Source organism: Promicromonospora kroppenstedtii DSM 19349 (assembly GCF_000515355.1).
In the GTDB taxonomy this organism is placed as follows: Bacteria; Actinomycetota; Actinomycetes; order Actinomycetales; family Cellulomonadaceae; genus Promicromonospora; species Promicromonospora kroppenstedtii.
Map to the genome: position 1 here is coordinate 295,487 of NZ_KI911686.1, position 14,866 is coordinate 310,352.

The following is a 14,866-nucleotide window of genomic DNA, read 5'->3' on the forward strand; positions in this document are numbered from 1 at the left end:
ATTGAGGACAGGTTTCCATGGGAATCCGTAAGTACAAGCCGACGACGCCCGGCCGCCGCGGCTCCAGCGTCGCCGACTTCGTCGAGGTCACGCGCTCGCAGCCGGAGAAGTCTCTGATCCGGCCGCTGAGCAAGACCGGTGGCCGTAACAACACCGGTCGTATCACGACGCGGCACAAGGGCGGTGGCCACAAGCGCGCCTACCGCGTCATCGACTTCCGTCGCCACGACAAGGACGGCGTGCCCGCGAAGGTCGCTCACATCGAGTACGACCCCAACCGCACGGCTCGCATCGCGCTCCTGCACTACGCGGACGGCGAGAAGCGCTACATCATCGCGCCGAACAAGCTGTCGCAGGGCGACCGCATCGAGGCCGGTGCAGGCGCCGACATCAAGCCCGGCAACAACCTGCCGCTGCGCAACATCCCGACCGGTACGGTCATCCACGCCATCGAGCTCCGGCCCGGCGGCGGCGCGAAGATCGCCCGCTCGGCGGGTGCGTCGGTGCAGCTCGTTGCCAAGGACGGCCCGTACGCGCAGCTGCGCATGCCGTCCGGCGAGATCCGCAACGTCGACCTGCGCTGCCGCGCGACGGTCGGCGAGGTCGGCAACGCCGAGCAGTCGAACATCAACTGGGGCAAGGCCGGCCGCATGCGCTGGAAGGGCAAGCGCCCGACCGTCCGTGGTGTCGCCATGAACCCGGTCGACCACCCCCACGGTGGTGGTGAGGGTAAGACGTCCGGTGGTCGTCACCCGGTGAGCCCCTGGGGCCAGGCGGAGGGTCGTACCCGCCGCCCGAACAAGTCGAGCGACCGGATGATCGTCCGTCGCCGTCGTACCGGCAAGAAGCGCTGATAGGAGCCTGAAACATGCCTCGTAGCCTGAAGAAGGGCCCCTTCGTCGACGGCCACCTCCAGAAGAAGGTGGACGTCCAGAACGAGAAGGGGACCAAGAACGTCATCAAGACCTGGTCCCGTCGGTCGGTTGTCACGCCCGACTTTCTCGGTCACACCTTTGCCGTGCACGACGGTCGCAAGCACGTCCCGGTCTTCGTGACCGAGGCGATGGTCGGCCACAAGCTCGGCGAGTTCGCTCCCACGCGGACCTTCCGCGGCCACGTGAAGGACGACAGGAAGGGTCGTCGCCGCTGAGGCGTGGGGTCACCCCACCCAACAGCAGTGATGACCTGGACTGTCTGAGAAAAGGAAGCAGGACAGCAATGGAAGCCAAGGCGCAGGCGCGGTTCGTCCGTGTCACGCCCCAGAAGGCCCGGCGCGTCGTGGACCTCATCCGTGGCAAGCAGGCCTCTGAGGCCGTCGCGGTGCTGAAGTTCGCACCGCAGGCCGCCAGCGAGCCGATCCGCAAGGTTGTGGAGAGCGCGATCGCCAACGCTCGGGTGAAGGCCGACCGCGCCAGCGAGCGCTTCGACGAGAACGACCTGGTCGTCTCCGTCGCGTTCGTCGACGAGGGGCCGACGCTCAAGCGGTTCCGCCCGCGGGCTCAGGGACGTGCAACGCGCATTCTCAAGCGCACCAGCCACATCACCGTGGTGCTCGCCGACAAGGAAGGGGCCCGATAGTGGGACAGAAGGTTCACCCGCACGGGTACCGCCTCGGTATCACCACCGACCACCGGTCGCGTTGGTTCGCCGACAGCACCAAGCCTGGTCAGCGGTACCGCGACTACGTCCGTGAGGACGTCCAGATCCGCAAGCTCATGGGCACCGGCCTCGAGCGTGCCGGCATCTCCAAGGTCGAGATCGAGCGCACCCGCGACCGCGTCCGCGTGGACATCCACACGGCGCGTCCGGGCATCGTCATCGGCCGTCGTGGTGCTGAGGCCGACCGCATCCGCGGTGAGCTCGAGAAGCTCACGGGCAAGCAGGTTCAGCTCAACATCCTCGAGGTCAAGAACGCGGAGATCGACGCGCAGCTGGTTGCTCAGGGCATCGCCGAGCAGCTCGCCAGCCGTGTCTCCTTCCGTCGTGCGATGCGCAAGGGCATGCAGTCCGCCCAGCGCGCCGGCGCGAAGGGTATCCGCGTGCAGGTCTCCGGCCGCCTCGGCGGCGCCGAGATGAGCCGTTCGGAGTTCTACCGCGAGGGCCGCGTGCCCCTGCACACGCTCCGCGCGTACATCGACTACGGCTTCTACGAGGCCCGCACCACCTTCGGCCGCATCGGCGTGAAGGTGTGGATCTACAAGGGCGAGACCACCGAGAAGGAGTTCGCCGCTCAGCAGGCTGCAGCCGCGCCCCGTCAGGGCCGTGGCCGGGGCGACCGCCCTGAGCGTGGCGAGCGCGGCGGAGACCGTCGTGGCGGTCGTCGCAACGAGCGTCCGGCCGAGCGCAGCGCCGAGTCCGCCCCCGCGGACCAGGCTGCTGCCGCTCCGGCCGCAGAGACCGGAACGGAGGCCTGACCATGCTGATCCCGCGCAGGGTCAAGCACCGCAAGCAGCACCACCCGTCGCGCTCCGGCGCGGCGAAGGGTGGCACCCAGATCGCGTTCGGCGACTTCGGCATCCAGGCACTGGAGCCGGCGTACGTCACCAACCGCCAGATCGAGGCGGCGCGTATCGCAATGACCCGCCACATCAAGCGTGGCGGCAAGGTGTGGATCAACATCTACCCCGACCGTCCGCTGACGAAGAAGCCTGCCGAGACCCGCATGGGTTCCGGTAAGGGTTCGCCGGAGTGGTGGGTCGCCAACGTCAAGCCGGGCCGCATCGTTTTCGAGCTGGCCGGCGTGGACGAGTCCCTTGCTCGCGAGGCCATGCGCCGCGCGATGCACAAGCTCCCGATGAAGTGCCGTTTCGTGGTGCGCGAGGGTGGTGTCTGATGGCTATCGGTACCCAGGGGCTCGCCCCGATCGATCTGGACGGCATGGACGACGAGACTCTCGTCGGCAAGCTGAAGGAAGCCAAGGAGGAGCTGTTCAACCTCCGCTTCCAGTCGGCGACCGGCCAGCTCGAGAGCCACGGTCGTCTCAAGGCCGTGCGTCGCGACATCGCCCGGATCTACACGATCCTGCGCGAGCGCGAGCTCGGCATCCGTACGGCTCCGAGCGTGAGTGAGTGAGGCAATGAGCGACAACACGACTGCTGCTGAGGCCCCCGAGGCCCAGCGCGCGACGCGTAAGGTGCGCCGTGGCTACGTGGTGAGCGACAAGATGGACAAGACCATCGTGATCGAGGTCGAGGACCGGGTGAAGCACCCGCTCTACGCCAAGGTCATCCGTCGCACCACGAAGGTCAAGGCGCACGACGAGCAGAACAGCGCCGGCATCGGCGACCTGGTTCTGATCATGGAGACCCGCCCGCTGTCCGCCACCAAGCGGTTCCGGCTCGTGGAGATCCTCGAGAAGGCCAAGTAAGACTTCTCTTCCCGCTGGGGGCGGTGCGTGACACACGTACGCGTGGCGCCCCCAGCACAGCAACTATCCGTTCGGCCAGGCTCGCCGGAAGCAGTCCGCGCGAGAACCAGTTCGACGACAGGAGTTCACTCAAATGATCCAGCAGGAGTCGCGACTTCGGGTCGCCGACAACACGGGTGCCAAGGAGATTCTCTGCATCCGCGTTCTCGGTGGCTCCGGCCGTCGCTACGCCGGAATCGGCGACACCATCGTCGCCACCGTCAAGGACGCGATCCCGGGCGGCAACGTGAAGAAGGGCGACGTCATCAAGGCCGTCGTCGTCCGGACCGCCAAGGAGCGCCGTCGTCCGGACGGTTCCTACATCAAGTTCGACGAGAACGCCGCCGTCATCCTGAAGAACGACGGCGAGCCTCGCGGCACCCGCATCTTCGGCCCGGTGGGTCGTGAGCTGCGTGACAAGCGGTTCATGAAGATCATCTCGCTGGCTCCGGAGGTGCTCTGACCATGGCGAAGATCAAGAAGGGCGACCAGGTCATCGTGATCTCGGGTCGCGACAAGGGCAAGACCGGCCGCGTGCTCGAGGTCCTGAAGGACTCCGACCGTCTCGTGGTCGAGGGCGTGCAGCGCGTCACGAAGCACACCAAGGTGGGCCAGTCGCAGCGCGGCACCCGCACCGGTGGCATCGAGACGGTCGAGGCGCCGATCCACGTGAGCAACGTGATGATCGTCGACCCGGAGACCAAGAAGGGCACCCGTGTCGGGTACCGCCTCGAGCAGGTGGAGCGGGACGGTCGTACCAAGACCGTCCGGATCCGCGTCGCGAAGCGCTCCGGGAAGGACATCTGATGACCGAGACGACCATCGAGGCCCCGGCCCAGCCGCGCCTCAAGCAGAAGTACCGCGAGGAGATCCTCTCGGCGCTGATCGAGGAGTTCGGCCACAAGAACCTGCACCAGGCCGGCGGTCTCACGAAGATCGTCGTGAACATGGGTGTGGGCGACGCGGCCAAGGACTCGAAGCTCATCGAGGGCGCGATCCGCGACCTCTCGGCGATCACCGGTCAGAAGCCGCAGGTCACCAAGGCCCGTAAGTCCATCGCTCAGTTCAAGCTGCGCGAGGGCATGCCGATCGGTGCGCACGTCACGCTCCGCGGCGACCGCATGTGGGAGTTCCTCGACCGCCTGCTGTCCACCGCTCTGCCGCGTATCCGCGACTTCCGCGGTCTGTCGCCCAAGCAGTTCGACGGGCACGGCAACTACACCTTCGGTCTCACGGAGCAGTCGATGTTCCACGAGATCGACCAGGACAAGATCGACCGGGTCCGCGGTATGGACATCACGGTCGTGACGACGGCGACGACCGACGACGAGGGCCGCTCCCTGCTGCGCCGTCTCGGCTTCCCCTTCAAGGAGAACTGACATGGCGAAGAAGGCCCTGATCAACAAGGCGGCCGGCAAGCCGAAGTTCGCGGTTCGCGCCTACACCCGGTGCCAGAAGTGCGGTCGCCCGCACTCCGTCTACCGCAAGTTCGGCCTGTGCCGTATCTGCGTGCGGGAGATGGCCCACCGCGGCGAGCTTCCCGGCGTCACCAAGAGCAGCTGGTAACACAACTACGCCGTAGGTCTGTCCGGCCACACGAGGCCGTTCGGATACCCCGGCGAGGAAGGGCAAGAGCCCGATGACTATGACCGACCCGATCGCAGACATGCTGACCCGTCTGCGTAACGCGAACTCGGCGCACCACGACACGGTCACCATGCCGTCGTCGAAGCTGAAGACGCACATCGCTGAGATCCTGCAGGCCGAGGGCTACATCGCCGGCTGGTCCGTGGAGGACGCCCAGGTGGGCAAGTCCCTCACGCTCGAGCTGAAGTACGGCCAGAACCGGGAGCGCGCCCTCGCGGGCGTGCGCCGCATCTCGAAGCCCGGCCTGCGCGTCTACCGCAAGTCCACCGAACTGCCCAAGGTCCTCGGCGGCCTGGGCGTGGCGATCCTGTCCACGTCCTCCGGCCTGCTGACCGACCGCCAGGCACAGGCCAAGGGCGTCGGCGGCGAAGTCCTCGCCTACGTCTGGTAATCCGGAAAGGAGAAAACGCCAATGTCTCGAATCGGCAAGCTTCCCGTTCCGGTCCCGGCCGGCGTGGACATCACTGTCAGCGGCGCGCTCGTGACCGTGAAGGGCCCCAAGGGTTCTCTCGAGCACACCGTGCCCGCACCCATCAATGTCGCTCAGGAGGACGCCCAGCTCGTGGTGTCCCGCCCGGACGACGAGCGGAACTCCCGTGCGCTGCACGGCCTCACCCGCACCCTGATCGCCAACATGATCACGGGCGTGACCGAGGGCTACGAGAAGAAGCTCGAGATCGTCGGTACTGGTTACCGTGTCGTGGCGAAGGGTTCGAACCTCGAGTTCGCACTGGGCTTCAGCCACCCCGTTGTCATCGAACCCCCCGCGGGTGTCACGTTCGCTGTCGAGAGCCCCACCAAGTTCTCGGTCTCGGGCATCGACAAGCAGCAGGTCGGCGAGGTCGCAGCGAACATTCGCAAGATCCGCAAGCCCGAGCCCTACAAGGGCAAGGGCGTGCGCTACGCCGGCGAGAACGTCCGCCGCAAGGTCGGAAAGGCTGGTAAGTGACGATGGCTATCAAGATCCTGGGCAAGGGCAAGTCCGTCGCTCGCCAGCGTCGTCACCTGCGCCTGCGCAAGAAGATCACCGGCACCGCCGTTCGTCCCCGTCTGGTCGTCACCCGCTCCGCGCGCCACATGGTCGCGCAGATCGTGGACGACAGCGTGGGCAAGACCGTCGCCTCGGCGTCGACCCTCGAGGCCGACCTGCGTGCGTTCGACGGCGACAAGACGGCCAAGGCCCGCAAGGTCGGCGAGCTCGTCGCCGAGCGTGCCAAGGCTGTCGGCGTCGACACCGTCGTGTTCGACCGCGGCGGCAACAAGTACCACGGTCGCGTCGCTGCTGTGGCTGACGGCGCCCGCGAGGGCGGTCTGGCCCTGTGATGACCAACGCACGGAAGAAGAGGACTCTCTGATGGCTGCAGGGCAGCGCAGCGGCGCCCCCCAGGGTGCCGCCACCGAGAACAAGGACCGTAACGACCGCCGTGGTGGCGGGCGTCGCGACGACCGCCGCGGCGGTCGCGAGGAGAAGAGCGCCTTCGTCGAGAAGGTCGTCTCCATCAACCGCGTCGCCAAGGTCGTCAAGGGCGGCCGTCGCTTCAGCTTCACCGCGCTCGTCGTGGTGGGCGATGGCGACGGCACCGTCGGCGTCGGCTACGGCAAGGCCAAGGAGGTGCCCGCGGCTATCGCCAAGGGTGTCGAGGAGGCGAAGAAGAACTTCTTCCGCGTCCCTCGCATCCAGGGCACCATCCCGCACCCCATCCAGGGTGAGGCCGCTGCCGGTGTCGTGTTCCTGCGTCCGGCGTCCCCGGGTACCGGTGTTATCGCCGGTGGTCCGGTCCGCGCCGTGCTGGAGTGCGCCGGTATCCACGACGTGCTGAGCAAGTCGCTCGGTTCGTCCAACGCGATCAACATCGTGCACGCCACGGTCGCGGCCCTGCGGGGTCTCGAGGAGCCGGCCGCAGTTGCCGCTCGTCGTGGGCTCCCGCTGGAGGACGTGGCCCCGGCCGCGCTGCTCCGCGCGCAGGCCGCCGGTCGTGCCGAGTCGACTGCAAAGGCGGGTGCGTGATGGCTCGACTGAAGGTGACTCAGACCAAGTCCGCCATCGGCGGCAAGCAGAACCAGCGTGACACGCTGCGGACGCTCGGCCTCAAGCGGATCGGCGACACCGCCGTGAAGGAGGACCGCGCGGAGATCCGTGGCATGGTCAAGACGGTGGCGCACCTCGTCGCCGTCGAGGAGGTCGAGTGATCATGGCGGAGAACAAGCCGCTGAAGGTCCACCACCTCCGTCCGGCCCCCGGCGCCAAGACCGCGAAGACCCGTGTGGGTCGCGGTGAGGGCTCGAAGGGTAAGACGGCAGGCCGTGGTACCAAGGGTACGAAGGCTCGTTACCAGGTCCCCGCGGGCTTCGAGGGTGGGCAGATGCCTCTGCACATGCGCCTTCCGAAGCTCCGTGGCTTCAAGAACCCGTTCCGTGTCGAGTTCCAGGTCGTGAACCTGGACAAGCTTTCCGAGCTGTTCCCCGAGGGTGGCACCGTCACCGTCGAGGACCTGGTCGCGAAGGGCGCGGTCCGCAAGGGCCAGCCCGTGAAGGTGCTCGGCAACGGCGACATCACCGTCAAGCTCGAGATCGCGGTCGACCGCGTCTCGGCTTCCGCCAAGGAGAAGATCCTGGCGGCCGGCGGTACGGTCTCGGAGGCCTGAGACAGCTGACAGGGCCGGCGGCGCGTGAGCGCGGCCGGCCCTGTGTGCTCTCTTGAGTATTTCCGGGAGCGAACGTGGTCCAACGGACCCCGTAAGCAACGTAGAATCCGACACGGTCTGGCTGCACCGTTGTGGTCTGGCCCACGTTCGACTCACCTCGCCGGCGTCCCGCCGGCGACACTAGATCCCGCAACGGCGGGCCAGGAGGATAGGGTGCTCAGCGCTTTCGGCCGGGCTTTCCGGACGCCAGACCTGCGGCGCAAGCTGCTGTTCACGATCGCCATCATGACGATCTTCCGCCTCGGGTCGTTCATCCCGACTCCGGGCGTGGACTACGCGAACGTGCAGCAATGTATCGCGCAGGCGGACAACGACAGCCTGCTCGGCCTGATCAACGTCTTCAGCGGCGGCGCGCTGCTGCAGCTGTCGATCTTCGCCCTCGGGATCATGCCGTACATCACGGCCAGCATCATCGTGCAGCTGCTTCGCGTGGTCATCCCGCGCTTCGAGGCCCTGCACAAGGAGGGCCAGTCGGGCCAGACCAAGCTGACCCAGTACACGCGCTACCTGACGATCGCCCTCGCGATCCTCCAGTCGACGACCGTCATCACGACGGCGCGCCAGGGCCTGCTCTTCAGCGGCTGTGGCCTTGACGTCATCGCGGACGACAGCATCCTGACCTCCATCTTCATGGTCATCACCATGACCGCCGGTACCGGCCTGGTCATGTGGCTCGGCGAGCTCATCACCGAGCGCGGCGTCGGGAACGGCATGTCGCTCCTGATCTTCACGTCGATCGCGGCCAGCTTCCCGACCTCCCTCTGGTCGATCGCCGGTGGCGCCAACGGCGTCGTGAACTTCACGATCATGGTCCTCGTGATCATCTTGGTCATCGGCCTCGTGGTGTTCGTCGAGCAGTCGCAGCGCCGCATCCCGGTGCAGTACGCCAAGCGCATGGTGGGCCGCCGCATGTACGGCGGCACCAGCACGTACATCCCGATCAAGATCAACATGTCCGGCGTGATCCCCGTGATCTTCGCGGCGTCGATCCTTGCCATCCCGGGGCTTCTCGCCCAGTTCGGGGACCAGAGCTCCGAGTGGGTCATCTGGATCTCCAACAACCTGGTCCAGCAGTCGTCGCCGCTGTACATCGCGATCTACACGCTGATGATCATCTTCTTCTGCTTCTTCTACACCTCGATCACGTTCAACCCGGACGAGGTCGCGGACAACATGAAGAAGTACGGCGGCTTCATCCCCGGCATCCGGGCCGGCCGCCCCACGGCGGAGTACCTCGACTTCGTGATCACCCGGATCACCTCCGCCGGTTCCCTGTACCTCGCGCTGATCGCGCTGATCCCGACGCTGGTGCTCGTCTTCCTTGGCGTCAGCACCAACCTGCCCTTCGGCGGTAGCTCGATCCTCATCGTGGTCGGCGTCGGGCTGGAGACGGTCAAGCAGATCGACTCCCAGCTGCAGCAGCGCCACTACGAAGGATTCCTCCGTTGAGCCAGACTCCCACCACCGCCACTCGCCGCGAGCTGCACGCTCGTCCGGACCGGGAGGGCCAGGTCACCCGCCTGGTCATCATGGGCCCGCAGGGCGTCGGCAAGGGCACGCAGGCAGCGCGTCTTGCCGAGGTCTTCGGGATCGTGGCGATCTCCACCGGTGACATCTTCCGGGCCAACATCAAGGACAGCACGGACCTCGGCAACACGGCGCAGGCCTACATCGACAAGGGCGAGCTCGTTCCGGACGAGGTCACCAACGCCATGGTTCGTGACCGGCTGGGCCAGGACGACGTCAAGGCCGGCTTCCTGCTCGACGGCTACCCGCGCAACGCGGCCCAGGTCACCGAGCTGGACGCCGCGCTCGCCGGCTTCGGCTGGGAGCTCGACGGCGTGATCGAGCTGACCGCGGAGCGGGACGTGCTCATGGAGCGCCTCGCCAAGCGTGCGGACGAAGAGGGGCGCGAGGACGACACCCCCGAGGGGATCGCCCGCCGCCTTGACATCTACTACAGCGAGACGGCGCCCCTCACCGCGGCCTACGCGGAGCGAGGGCTGCTGGCCAAGGTGGACGGCGTCGGCGAGATCGCCGAGGTCACCGACCGCATCGTCGCCTCGCTCGCGACCCAGCTGGGCTGACCGGTGGTCTTCGGCCGGGAGCGGATCGAGTACAAGACACCGGACCAGGTGCGCCTCATGCGGCGCGCCGGTCTGGTGGTCGCCGACACGCTCGCAGCGGTCCGGGCGGCTGCCCGGCCCGGCCTGACCACTGCCGACCTCGATGCCGTCGCCACGCGCACGATCGAGGCGGCCGGCGCCAAGCCGTCGTTCCTGGGATACCACGGCTTCCCGGCGGTCATCTGCGCCTCGGTCAACGACGAGGTCATCCACGGCATCCCGGGCAGCCGGGTGCTCGCCGCGGGTGACCTCGTCTCGATCGACTGCGGCGCGATCGTCGAGGGCTGGCACGGCGACTCGGCGATCTCGTTCGTCCTGGGCCCCGAGGGCGCCCTGGACCACCGCCTGCCCGACGACGCCCTGGTCGCCGCCGGAGCGGATCTCGCCGACATCGCGCTCGTCCGGGCGACCGAGACAGCCATGTGGGCGGGCATCGCATCCCTGGCGTCGGCCAAGCGGCTCAACGCCGTGGGCGAGGCCGTCGAGACCGCTGTCGAGCTGGCCGGGGAGTTCACCGGCACCGAGTACGGGATCGTCGAGGAGTACGTGGGACACGGCATCGGCACCGCCATGCACCAGCCCCCGGACGTGCACAACTACCGGACCTCCGGGTCGGGCCCACGCCTGCGGGCCGGCATGTGCCTCGCCATCGAGCCGATGATCAGCCGAGGCGGCGGCGAGACCAAGGTGCTCGCGGACGACTGGACCGTGGTCACGACCGACGGCTCGCGCGCGGCCCACTGGGAGCACTCGACGGCGATCATGGCGGACGGCATCGTCGTCCTGACGGCCGTCGACGGGGGAGCGGAGCGCCTCGCCGACTTCGGCGTGCGGCCCGTCGACCTCGGCTGAGAAACTTCACCCCGGGGGCTATTTAAGGTCCAGTCAGTTGGCTAGGATCGGCCCGTGACCGACGACGCGCACACCCTGCCCGACACCGGTGCCCGGGCGCCGGCGCACGCCGTGCCGGGGCGGTCGCGCGGGCCGTGGTACGCGCGGGTCCTGGCGGCGCTCGGACGAGGGCTGCGCCGTCTCGGGCGCTGGCTCGCCGCCTGGGGCCGCCGGCTCGCCCCGAGTCCCTTCCTGTGGGTCGGGATCGTGCTCGGCTTCGGCACCTCGCTCCTCGTGTGGGAGTCGGTCCTGCTGCTCGGCATCGTGGTGTGGCTGTTCGGCATCTGGGTCTGGGTCACCCGCGGGCGGCCCGTGCTCGTGGCGCTCGGCCTGGGCATCGTGGTCGGCTGGCTCCCGATGCTGTACTTCTTCGTGGGTAGCCTGCCCCACACGATGATCGGTCTGCCCGGGGTCGAGTACGACCTCTGAGCCGCCCCGCGTGGCGAGGCTCACGCGCCGGACGTGCGCCGTCGGCGGTCTTCGCTTTGAATGGTTTACGAACTGACGTAAGATAGATCGCTGGGTGTAGTCCGTCCAACGCCTCCAGATCTTGAAAGGGTGCCGACGGCGCCTGCCGGTCCCCGCGCATGCGGGGCGCAGGCCGAGGCACACGAGGTAGGCGGTACACGGACACACGCGACATCCACACCCGACTGACGGTCTCGCAGGTCTCCTGCGGTGCCGTGGGCGTGGAAGCAGTCACGACGAGAGTTAGCGGAGGATATGGCAAAGAAGGACGGTGTCATCGAGATCGAGGGCAGTGTGATCGAGGCTCTGCCGAACGCGATGTTCCGCGTCGAGCTGTCGAACGGTCACAAGGTTCTCGCGCACATCTCGGGAAAGATGCGTCAGCACTACATCCGGATCCTCCCCGAGGACCGCGTGGTGGTGGAGCTCAGCCCGTACGACCTGTCCCGCGGCCGGATCGTCTACCGCTACAAGTAGTCAGTCCCCGATCCGGGGCTGCGTCACCCACGGCCTGGCCGCGGAGGACGTCGCCGTACGATCGACCACCCACGACACTGCTGCGCGCGCACCGGGAGACCGGACGTTCGTGGCGGAGGAAAACCCGATGAAGGTCAAGCCGAGCGTCAAGAAGATCTGCGACAAGTGCAAGGTGATCCGCCGGCACGGTCGCGTCATGGTGATCTGCGACAACCTGCGCCACAAGCAGCGCCAGGGCTGATCACGCTCCGGGCACACGCCCGGACCGGTGGCTGAGGCCACCACCAGCGCACCACCTCGAACCACGCCCCGCGGGTAACCACGCAGGGCAGGGGAACCCTCGGTCCGGAGGCCGGGGCCCGCGAAGAATCGCGGGATGGCGGTGCGGCAGACCTCCGACGAGCAGTACAGGAGCCGGAAGGCACATGGCACGTCTTATCGGCGTCGACCTCCCCCGCGACAAGCGGCTTGAGGTTGCGCTCACGTACATCTTCGGTGTGGGTCGTACCCGCGCGAAGGAGACCCTGGCCGCCACGGGCATCAGCCCGGACGTCCGCGTGAAGGACCTCGGCGACGCCGAGCTCGTTGCGCTCCGCGACTACCTCGAGGGCAACTTCAAGCTCGAGGGTGACCTCCGCCGTGAGGTCGCGGCCGACATCCGCCGCAAGGTCGAGATCGGCACCTACCAGGGCCTGCGCCACCGTCGCGGCCTGCCGGTGCGTGGTCAGCGCACCAAGACCAACGCGCGCACCCGCAAGGGTCCCAAGCGCACCGTCGCGGGCAAGAAGAAGGCCCGCTGATAGCAGTCCGTGGAGCGGTCGGTTCATCGAGCTGAGACCGCCCCGGTCCGATCAGACCAGGAGATTACAGAACAGATGCCTCCCAAGACTCGCGCCGCCGCCGGCCGCAAGCCGCGCCGCAAGGACAAGAAGAACGTCCCGCTCGGCCAGGCGCACATCAAGTCCACCTTCAACAACACGATCATCTCGATCACCGACCCGTCCGGTGCCGTGGTGTCGTGGGCCTCTGCCGGCCACGTCGGCTTCAAGGGCTCCCGCAAGTCCACCCCGTACGCCGCGCAGATGGCCGCCGAGTCGGCCGCTCGCCGCGCGCAGGAGCACGGCGTCAAGAAGGTCGACGTCTTCGTGAAGGGCCCGGGTTCCGGTCGCGAGACCGCCATCCGCTCGCTCCAGGCGACCGGCCTCGAGGTCGGCTCGATCCAGGACGTGACGCCCCAGGCGCACAACGGCTGCCGCCCCCCGAAGCGTCGCCGCGTCTGACGTACGTCTGTCGCGACGCGGTGCGGCGCGCGGCCCCAGGGCCGCGGGACCGCACCGCGATCGCGGCGCCCGCTCACCTCACGAGGTGAGCAACCCGCCCGGACGGTGACAGAGATCCGCCCGGGCTGCGAGAGATCGCAAGGCCGTGATGCGTCATATAGCGGACGCACACTGAAAGGACACCCACAGTGCTCATCGCACAGCGCCCCACGCTGACCGAAGAGGTCATCTCGGAGAGCCGTTCCCGCTTCTCCATCGAGCCGCTCGAGCCTGGCTTCGGCTACACGCTCGGCAACTCGATGCGTCGCACCCTGCTGTCGTCCATCCCGGGCGCGGCTGTCACGTCCATCCGTATCGACGGTGTGCTGCACGAGTTCAGCACCGTGTCGGGCGTGAAGGAGGACGTCACCGAGATCATCCTCAACATCAAGAACCTCGTCGTCTCCTCGGAGAACGACGAGCCCGTCGTGATGTACCTGCGCAAGCAGGGCGCCGGCACCGTGACCGCCGCGGACATCGTTCCGCCGGCGGGGGTCGAGGTCCACAACCCCGACCTGCACATCGCCACCCTCAACGACAAGGGCAAGCTCGAGATCGAGCTGACCGTCGAGCGGGGCCGTGGGTACGTGTCCGCCGCGCAGAACAAGCAGTTCGACGCGGAGATCGGGCGCATCCCGGTCGACTCGATCTACTCGCCGGTCCTCAAGGTCACGTACAAGGTCGAGGCCACCCGAGTCGAGCAGCGCACCGACTTCGACAAGCTCATCGTCGACGTCGAGACCAAGCAGGCGATCACGCCTCGCGACGCGCTCGCATCGGCTGGCAAGACCCTGGTCGAGCTGTTCGGCCTGGCACGTGAGCTGAACGTCGAGGCCGAGGGCATCGAGATCGGCCCGTCGCCGACGGACACCGCGCTGGCCGCGGACCTGGCGCTGCCGATCGAGGAGCTCAACCTCACCATCCGTTCGTACAACTGCCTCAAGCGCGAGGGCATCCACCAGGTGGGCGAGCTCGTGGCCCGCAGCGAGGCGGACCTGCTCGACATCCGCAACTTCGGTGCGAAGTCGATCACCGAGGTCAAGGAGAAGCTGGCCGAGCTCGGCCTCAGCCTCAAGGACTCGCCGCTGGACTTCGATCCGGCCGGCGCCTCGTACTTCGAGGGTGGCGACTCCGCGGCCTACGGCAGCGACGAGCAGTCGTACTGACGTCCCGCACCCGGCCTAGGCCGGGTGCGCGGAACCACATTCAAGGAGACAAGCAATGCCTACCCCCACCAAGGGCGCACGGCTCGGCGGTAGCCCGGCTCACGAGCGTCTGATCCTCGCGAACCTGTCGACCTCGCTCTTCGAGCACGGCCGCATCACGACCACCGAGACCAAGGCCAAGCGCCTGCGTCCGCTGGCCGAGCGTCTGATCACGTTCGCGAAGAAGGGCGACCTGTCCGCCCGCCGCCGCGTGCTCACCGTCGTGCGCGACAAGGGCGTGGTCCACACGCTGTTCACCGAGATCGCCCCGGCCATGGCCGAGCGCAACGGTGGCTACACGCGCATCACCAAGATCGGCACCCGCAAGGGCGACAACGCGCCGATGGCGGTCATCGAGCTCGTGACCGAGCCCGTGAGCCCCAAGCAGGCCGTCGTCAAGGAGGCCACCAAGGCCACCGAGAAGGCTGCTCCGGTCGAGGACGCGCCCGTCGAGGACGCTCCCGTGGAGGAGACCCCCGCCGAGGACGTCAAGGACGCCCCCGCCGAGGAGACCACGGAGGAGAAGAAGGAGGCCTGAGCCTCCTTCCTCCCTGCACGACGCCGGGCCGCACCTTCCGTACGGAGGGTGCGGCCCGGCGTCGTCGTCGGCGGGTCAGGACGG

The 14,866-nt window shown here is 67.7% G+C and carries 27 protein-coding genes; all 27 read left to right on the top strand.

The window, feature by feature from the left end:
- Window positions 1–17: 17 nt before the first annotated feature.
- Entirely contained in the window at window positions 18–854 is an 837-nt protein-coding gene (gene rplB / locus PROKR_RS15965) for a 50S ribosomal protein L2 (RefSeq protein WP_020016116.1), read from the top strand.
- Window positions 855–868: 14 nt separating this feature from the next.
- The gene (gene rpsS, locus PROKR_RS15970; RefSeq protein WP_020016117.1) at window positions 869–1,150 is read left to right on the top strand and encodes a 30S ribosomal protein S19; all 282 of its coding nucleotides are present in this window, start codon (window positions 869–871) and stop codon (window positions 1,148–1,150) included.
- A 68-nt stretch (window positions 1,151–1,218) separates the two neighbouring features.
- Window positions 1,219–1,578, top strand: coding sequence for a 50S ribosomal protein L22 (rplV, locus tag PROKR_RS15975; RefSeq protein ID WP_020016118.1), 360 nt, complete (start codon window positions 1,219–1,221; stop codon window positions 1,576–1,578).
- The gene (gene rpsC / locus PROKR_RS15980; protein ID WP_020016119.1) at window positions 1,578–2,414 is read left to right on the top strand and encodes a 30S ribosomal protein S3; all 837 of its coding nucleotides are present in this window, start codon (window positions 1,578–1,580) and stop codon (window positions 2,412–2,414) included. The genes rplV and rpsC overlap by 1 nt, the downstream gene beginning before the upstream one ends.
- 2 nt (window positions 2,415–2,416) lie before the next feature.
- Window positions 2,417–2,833, top strand: coding sequence for a 50S ribosomal protein L16 (rplP, locus tag PROKR_RS15985; protein WP_020016120.1), 417 nt, complete (start codon window positions 2,417–2,419; stop codon window positions 2,831–2,833).
- Entirely contained in the window at window positions 2,833–3,072 is a 240-nt protein-coding gene (gene rpmC / locus PROKR_RS15990) for a 50S ribosomal protein L29 (RefSeq protein ID WP_020016121.1), read from the top strand. Before rplP ends, rpmC begins: the two co-directional genes overlap by 1 nt.
- 4 nt (window positions 3,073–3,076) lie before the next feature.
- Complete coding sequence (rpsQ, locus tag PROKR_RS15995; RefSeq protein WP_020016122.1) at window positions 3,077–3,367, top strand: 30S ribosomal protein S17; 291 nt, start codon at window positions 3,077–3,079, stop codon at window positions 3,365–3,367.
- A gap of 133 nt (window positions 3,368–3,500) precedes the next feature.
- The gene (rplN, locus tag PROKR_RS16000) at window positions 3,501–3,869 is read left to right on the top strand and encodes a 50S ribosomal protein L14 (protein ID WP_020016123.1); all 369 of its coding nucleotides are present in this window, start codon (window positions 3,501–3,503) and stop codon (window positions 3,867–3,869) included.
- A gap of 2 nt (window positions 3,870–3,871) precedes the next feature.
- Entirely contained in the window at window positions 3,872–4,213 is a 342-nt protein-coding gene (gene rplX / locus PROKR_RS16005; RefSeq protein WP_020016124.1) for a 50S ribosomal protein L24, read from the top strand.
- Window positions 4,213–4,785: a 50S ribosomal protein L5 gene (rplE, locus tag PROKR_RS16010; RefSeq protein ID WP_020016125.1), complete on the top strand. Its 573-nt coding sequence runs from the start codon at window positions 4,213–4,215 to the stop codon at window positions 4,783–4,785. Before rplX ends, rplE begins: the two co-directional genes overlap by 1 nt.
- A gap of 1 nt (window position 4,786) precedes the next feature.
- The gene (locus PROKR_RS16015) at window positions 4,787–4,972 is read left to right on the top strand and encodes a type Z 30S ribosomal protein S14 (protein ID WP_020016126.1); all 186 of its coding nucleotides are present in this window, start codon (window positions 4,787–4,789) and stop codon (window positions 4,970–4,972) included.
- Window positions 4,973–5,045: 73 nt separating this feature from the next.
- Window positions 5,046–5,444, top strand: a complete 399-nt coding sequence (gene rpsH, locus PROKR_RS16020) for a 30S ribosomal protein S8 (protein WP_026365832.1) — start codon at window positions 5,046–5,048, stop codon at window positions 5,442–5,444.
- Between the two features lie 21 nt (window positions 5,445–5,465).
- Window positions 5,466–6,002, top strand: a complete 537-nt coding sequence (gene rplF / locus PROKR_RS16025) for a 50S ribosomal protein L6 (protein ID WP_026365833.1) — start codon at window positions 5,466–5,468, stop codon at window positions 6,000–6,002.
- Between the two features lie 2 nt (window positions 6,003–6,004).
- Window positions 6,005–6,376, top strand: coding sequence for a 50S ribosomal protein L18 (gene rplR / locus PROKR_RS16030; RefSeq protein ID WP_026365834.1), 372 nt, complete (start codon window positions 6,005–6,007; stop codon window positions 6,374–6,376).
- A gap of 31 nt (window positions 6,377–6,407) precedes the next feature.
- The gene (gene rpsE / locus PROKR_RS16035; RefSeq protein ID WP_036964590.1) at window positions 6,408–7,061 is read left to right on the top strand and encodes a 30S ribosomal protein S5; all 654 of its coding nucleotides are present in this window, start codon (window positions 6,408–6,410) and stop codon (window positions 7,059–7,061) included.
- Window positions 7,061–7,243 carry a 50S ribosomal protein L30 gene (gene rpmD, locus PROKR_RS16040; protein WP_020016131.1) on the top strand — a complete coding sequence of 61 codons (183 nt, stop codon included), beginning with the start codon at window positions 7,061–7,063 and terminating at the stop codon, window positions 7,241–7,243. Before rpsE ends, rpmD begins: the two co-directional genes overlap by 1 nt.
- A 2-nt stretch (window positions 7,244–7,245) precedes the next feature.
- Window positions 7,246–7,698: a 50S ribosomal protein L15 gene (gene rplO, locus PROKR_RS16045; protein WP_036964706.1), complete on the top strand. Its 453-nt coding sequence runs from the start codon at window positions 7,246–7,248 to the stop codon at window positions 7,696–7,698.
- A 213-nt stretch (window positions 7,699–7,911) separates the two neighbouring features.
- Window positions 7,912–9,207 (top strand): preprotein translocase subunit SecY, encoded by a 1,296-nt coding sequence (gene secY / locus PROKR_RS16050; protein ID WP_036964591.1) that lies wholly within the window; start codon window positions 7,912–7,914, stop codon window positions 9,205–9,207.
- A gap of 80 nt (window positions 9,208–9,287) precedes the next feature.
- Window positions 9,288–9,845 carry an adenylate kinase gene (locus tag PROKR_RS16055; RefSeq protein ID WP_036964707.1) on the top strand — a complete coding sequence of 186 codons (558 nt, stop codon included), beginning with the start codon at window positions 9,288–9,290 and terminating at the stop codon, window positions 9,843–9,845.
- A 3-nt stretch (window positions 9,846–9,848) separates the two neighbouring features.
- Window positions 9,849–10,736 (top strand): type I methionyl aminopeptidase, encoded by an 888-nt coding sequence (gene map, locus PROKR_RS16060; protein WP_036964592.1) that lies wholly within the window; start codon window positions 9,849–9,851, stop codon window positions 10,734–10,736.
- A gap of 54 nt (window positions 10,737–10,790) precedes the next feature.
- The gene (locus PROKR_RS16065; RefSeq protein ID WP_036964593.1) at window positions 10,791–11,204 is read left to right on the top strand and encodes a hypothetical protein; all 414 of its coding nucleotides are present in this window, start codon (window positions 10,791–10,793) and stop codon (window positions 11,202–11,204) included.
- Window positions 11,205–11,498: 294 nt separating this feature from the next.
- Entirely contained in the window at window positions 11,499–11,720 is a 222-nt protein-coding gene (infA, locus tag PROKR_RS16070) for a translation initiation factor IF-1 (RefSeq protein WP_020016137.1), read from the top strand.
- Window positions 11,721–11,847: 127 nt separating this feature from the next.
- On the top strand, window positions 11,848–11,961 hold the full coding sequence (gene rpmJ, locus PROKR_RS16075) for a 50S ribosomal protein L36 (protein WP_003956441.1): 114 nt from the start codon (window positions 11,848–11,850) through the stop codon (window positions 11,959–11,961).
- A gap of 184 nt (window positions 11,962–12,145) precedes the next feature.
- Window positions 12,146–12,520: a 30S ribosomal protein S13 gene (gene rpsM / locus PROKR_RS16080; RefSeq protein WP_036964594.1), complete on the top strand. Its 375-nt coding sequence runs from the start codon at window positions 12,146–12,148 to the stop codon at window positions 12,518–12,520.
- A 75-nt stretch (window positions 12,521–12,595) separates the two neighbouring features.
- Entirely contained in the window at window positions 12,596–13,000 is a 405-nt protein-coding gene (gene rpsK / locus PROKR_RS16085) for a 30S ribosomal protein S11 (RefSeq protein WP_020016139.1), read from the top strand.
- Between the two features lie 188 nt (window positions 13,001–13,188).
- Window positions 13,189–14,205 (top strand): DNA-directed RNA polymerase subunit alpha, encoded by a 1,017-nt coding sequence (locus tag PROKR_RS16090; protein WP_036964595.1) that lies wholly within the window; start codon window positions 13,189–13,191, stop codon window positions 14,203–14,205.
- 55 nt (window positions 14,206–14,260) lie between these two features.
- Window positions 14,261–14,782 carry a 50S ribosomal protein L17 gene (gene rplQ, locus PROKR_RS16095; protein ID WP_036964596.1) on the top strand — a complete coding sequence of 174 codons (522 nt, stop codon included), beginning with the start codon at window positions 14,261–14,263 and terminating at the stop codon, window positions 14,780–14,782.
- The last annotated feature ends 84 nt before the right edge of the window (window positions 14,783–14,866 follow it).